This window comes from Actinoplanes sp. NPDC049118 (genome assembly GCF_040648555.1).
Lineage (GTDB): Bacteria > Actinomycetota > Actinomycetes > Mycobacteriales > Micromonosporaceae > Actinoplanes.
Window position 1 is genome coordinate 51,526 of sequence record NZ_JBEZDY010000039.1, and the last position, 4,166, is coordinate 55,691.

The 4,166-nt window shown below is 68.5% G+C and carries 2 protein-coding genes; one reads left to right on the plus strand and one right to left on the minus strand.

Annotation, left to right across the window (positions count from 1 at the left end; translation table 11 throughout):
- Positions 1–1,955: 1,955 nt before the first annotated feature.
- Positions 1,956–3,074 (minus strand): glycosyl hydrolase 53 family protein, encoded by a 1,119-nt coding sequence (locus tag AB0B58_RS38890; RefSeq protein WP_360235130.1) that lies wholly within the window; start codon positions 3,072–3,074, stop codon positions 1,956–1,958.
- 229 nt (positions 3,075–3,303) lie between these two features.
- Between AB0B58_RS38890 and AB0B58_RS38895 the strand changes: the two genes are divergently transcribed.
- Positions 3,304–4,005 carry a GH12 family glycosyl hydrolase domain-containing protein gene (locus AB0B58_RS38895; RefSeq protein WP_360235133.1) on the plus strand — a complete coding sequence of 234 codons (702 nt, stop codon included), beginning with the start codon at positions 3,304–3,306 and terminating at the stop codon, positions 4,003–4,005.
- Positions 4,006–4,166 lie beyond the last annotated feature (161 nt).

Below are 4,166 nucleotides of genomic sequence, written 5' to 3' on the forward strand. Positions count from 1 at the left end.
ACGACCGCAGGTCACGGCCACGACCGCAGGTCACGGCCACGACCGCAGGTCACGGCCACGACCGCAGGTCACGGCCACGACCGCAGGTCACGGCCACGACCGCAGGTCACGGCCAGGGCCAGGGCCAGGGCCAGGGCCAGGGCCAGGGCCAGGGCCAGGGCCAGGGCCAGGGCCAGGGAAATAGTCACACGACACGGCCGCGAGTCACGGCTGCCGGTCATGGCCACCGCTGCAAGTCACGGGCATCGTGTCGACGACGCCGGCGCGGAGGGGCGACTCCCTTGGCATTGCCGCGGATATCGGACGGCGGTGTCGCCGGTGTCGGCCGTCCCGAGACAGGCCTCACCGCAGCACCGGCAGCGCTGTGAACACGGACCGACTTCCGGCGCTCCGGTCGTGCCCGCCGCCGGACGCACACGGCGATGGCCGGACGTGGCATGCATTGTCGGCGGTGTGCAGGTGCATCCGATTGGCTACTGACAGCAATGGTGGCGGCACGCCTCGGATCGACATCGATGTTCTGGTCTCGGCATGGAGCCGGTCGCGCCGCCCTGCTGAGAAACGGAATGCGTCCGGTCACACAAGCGCCACTTCCCCACAGCGGCCCGGAGAAAATGGCATGATCAATCGGCGATCGGAATGGCAATCCTCGCCGGGTCGCGGGACAATGGACACATGCGGCAGCTTCAATTGTTCAGCAACAGCGAACTGGCCGCCATGCGTGACCGCACCGCATCCCGCAACCATTCTCCCGGGCGAGACAAGTTCCGCCGCGACCACGAAATCCGTCGCGCGTGGGGCCTGCGGCGACGCCACGCCGAACGTCTACGTCGCGCCCGTCACCCATCCGGCGACGGCGGCACGGCTCCAGCGCAGGGAGAGAACCACCGAGAGACTCCACAAACGACACGACCCACCGAGGTCACCAGGACGACGCATCCGGCGCCGGCCACACCACCCCCGACCCGCCGGGCCAGCCACAATGCCACAACAGGGCGCGGACTACCCAGGTCGAACACCCCAACACGGCCGCCACGGCTCGCCTCCACTCGGCTGAAGGAACCTTCCGACGGAACGCCGGCCGCCACCGAACCTTCCGGACGGACCACGACCGACCGACACCGCGGCCGAAGCGTCACCCGGGGCCACACCAACCCGCCACATCGCGGCACAGCCGGCACCACCTCGGCACCCGGCGCCGATCTCGCCGCAATCGCCACCGAACAGCTCGCCGCATCCTCGATATCGGCGAGCGGAACAATCGACAGACTCCCGGTCCGACAACGGTCAATGGAAATACCAGAACCCGTGCCGGCCCGACAAGCCCGAACTCGATTACTCACCCAAAGCTGCGGCGAATCAGCAAGCCACTGCCGGGACCCTGCTCGGGGATGAAGAGATTCTCGGACCGGCCCCCATGACGCATTCCCACCGGCGGATCCGCGCACCCGATCAAGGGCTGCACGTCGGCCCGATGGCTACGGTCTGTACATGTTCTGCCGCCGGCATGAAATCGACGGGGTCGACCTCGACGAGGTCGCGGCGGCGGCAGACCCCGTCATGCATCCCGGCCGGCGAGCGCGCGAACGCAAGGTCCACGCAGGACCGCAGGCGGCGGCCCGCATCGCAGGCGCACCGCCGACCCGTGCCGATGCCGGCCCGCCGACCGGCCGGCCCAGGCGATGGCTCACCGAGGGTGGGCGCAGTGCCACACCACCGGGGAGTGCTCCGCCGTCGCCGAGCGGGACAGCCAAGCGCGACAGCCAAGCGCGACAGCCAAGCGCGACAGCCAAGCGCGACAGCCAAGCAGTCCGTCGGTGGTCCAGCGACGCGCGCGTGAACAATCGGCGGGTGGGCTCCGGCGCCGCCCTCGGGTCGGATGGCCGAGAAGGCGGTGAGAGCCTGCGGCGGATCGGATTCCGGACCGGATTCGCGCGGGTGGTCGTCGCGGGTGGTCAGCTGATCCACTTCATTGTGCCGTTGAAGACGTTTGTCCAGTTGAAGACGGCCATGTTGTCCCAGCCGTCGCCGGAGGACGCGATGTTCGCCGGGTCCCAGCCGTTGCCGGGCACCGCCGTCCAGGTCGGCTCCCAGTAGAAGACGCCGACGGCGCCGCCGGCCTTGGCCGCGTTCTGCACCGCCGTGAAGGCCGCGCCCTGTCCGGCCCAGGTCGCCGCGTACCCGGGGCAGGCCGTGTTGATGCTGTTGCCGGTGCCGTCCGCGTTGTTCAGGGTGAACGGCGCGGCGGTCTCGGCCAGGATCGCCGGCTTGCCGTAGCGGGAGATCATGTCCGCGACGACGGCGGTCATGTTGGCCGTCGTGCCGTGCCAGTTGCAGTAGTACGACAGCGCGGTGATGTCCCAGACGACGCCCTTGGCCCTGATCCCGTCGTAGAACCAGCGGGCGTGCGCGTCGCTGTCGGAGTTGGCGGTGTGTATGACGACCTGGGTCGAGGAGTTGCAGGCCTTGGTGGCGTTGTAGCCGGACTTGAGCAGCAGGCTCAGGTTGGTGAAGTCGTTGTTGACCACCTTGCCGTCGTTCCACAGCATCCCGACGTTGATCTCGTTGCCGATCTGCACGCTGTCCGGCGTCGTGCCCTGCGCCTTGAGGGCGGTGCAGAGGCCGTAGGTGTAGTCGTAGACGTCCGTGGTCAGCGCGGAGATGCCGTGGCTCGACCAGGCCGCCGGCTTGGTCTGCACGCCCGGGTCGGCCCAGGTGTCGGAGTAGTGGAAGTCGATCAGAAGCTTGAAGCCCTTGGCCTTGACCGTCCTCGCGTACGCCAGCACCCTGGCGGCGTTGTTGTACCCGCTGCGCGGATTGTTCCAGACCCGCAGCCTGAGGTAGTTGACCCCGGCGGACCTGAGGATGTCGAGCGGGTCGGCCACGGCGCCGGCGGACGTGTAGTACTTCGCGCCGAGGTCGACGGCCCGCTGGAGCGTGGAGACGTCAGCTCCGCGCATGGACAGCGTGCCGGCCGCCCGCGCTTCCGGCGGCACCGCCACCGCGGCGGCGGCGGAGAGTGCGACTGCGAGGAGGGCGCCGAGGACGCCGGTCCGCCTACGGGCTTGGAACATGCGCGACCGCCTATCTATCGATTCATCTCGATACTGGGAGCGCTCACAGTAGACGGCTGCAATCGCGAAGTACAGATGTTGCGGAAAAGTTAACCCTCCTGCCCAAACGCGCCGCGATTGGCGCTGGGAGCGCTCACAGTTCAAGGCACCATTGATCGATATCCTTCGCTTGACTTAGTTGTGAGTCCAAACTAACTTTCCTGTCGTACCCCCACGAGAAGGAGAGATCATGAGACGTTCACCGCGCGTGATCGCCGGCATGTTCGCGGCCGCGCTGGTCATCGCCGCCTCCGCGCTGGTCGCGGCGCCCGCGCAGGCGGCGGTCTGGTGGTCGAGCGACCGGTGGGGCACCTGGTCCAGCAGCGGCTACACGCTCTACAACAACGTCTGGGGCTCGGGGTACGGGCCACAGACGATCTGGGCCAACTCGGCCTCCAACTGGGGCGTGTGGGCGAACCACCCGAACACCGGCGGGATCAAGTCGTACCCCAACGCCACCCGCTACCTCGGCAAGCGGGTCAGCGCGCTCGGCACCACCACGAGCAGCTTCAACGTCACCGTTCCGACCAGCGGCGTCGCGTTCACCACGGCTTACGACATCTGGTCGTCCGACAACGCGCACGAGATCATGCTGTGGATGAACCGGTACGGCGCGGTCGGCCCGCTGGGCAGCCTGCAGACCACCACCTCGGTCGGCGGCCACACCTGGGCGATCTACCGCGGCTCGAACGGCTCCAACCAGGTCTACTCGTTCGTGCGGACCGGCAACACCAACGCCGGGACCGTCGACATCCGGGCGATCGCACAGTGGATCCGGGCCCGGGGCTGGTTCGGTGACGTGACCATCGGCAACGTCCAGCTGGGCTACGAGATCACCTCGGCGTCCGGTGGCCGGGACTTCGTCACCAACTCGTTCTCGGTCACCGGCTGACGGCCGGCGCCGCGGTCAGCACTCCTGGATGACCGCGGCGCCGCCCACCGCAAGCCGGACCACCCCGGCCACGACATCGCCGCTCAGCGCACCTGCAACCCCCGTCGAGGTCAACGCTCCCGGATAACCGCGGCGCCGCCCACCGCAAGCCGGACCACCCG

What these genes read in the sequence shown, in the direction of transcription:
- AB0B58_RS38890 (WP_360235130.1), bottom strand. Translation starts at nt 3,074, where the DNA reads ATGTTCCAAGCCCGTAGGCGGACCGGCGTCCTCGGCGCCCTCCTCGCA.
- AB0B58_RS38895 (WP_360235133.1), top strand. Translation starts at nt 3,304, where the DNA reads ATGAGACGTTCACCGCGCGTGATCGCCGGCATGTTCGCGGCCGCGCTG.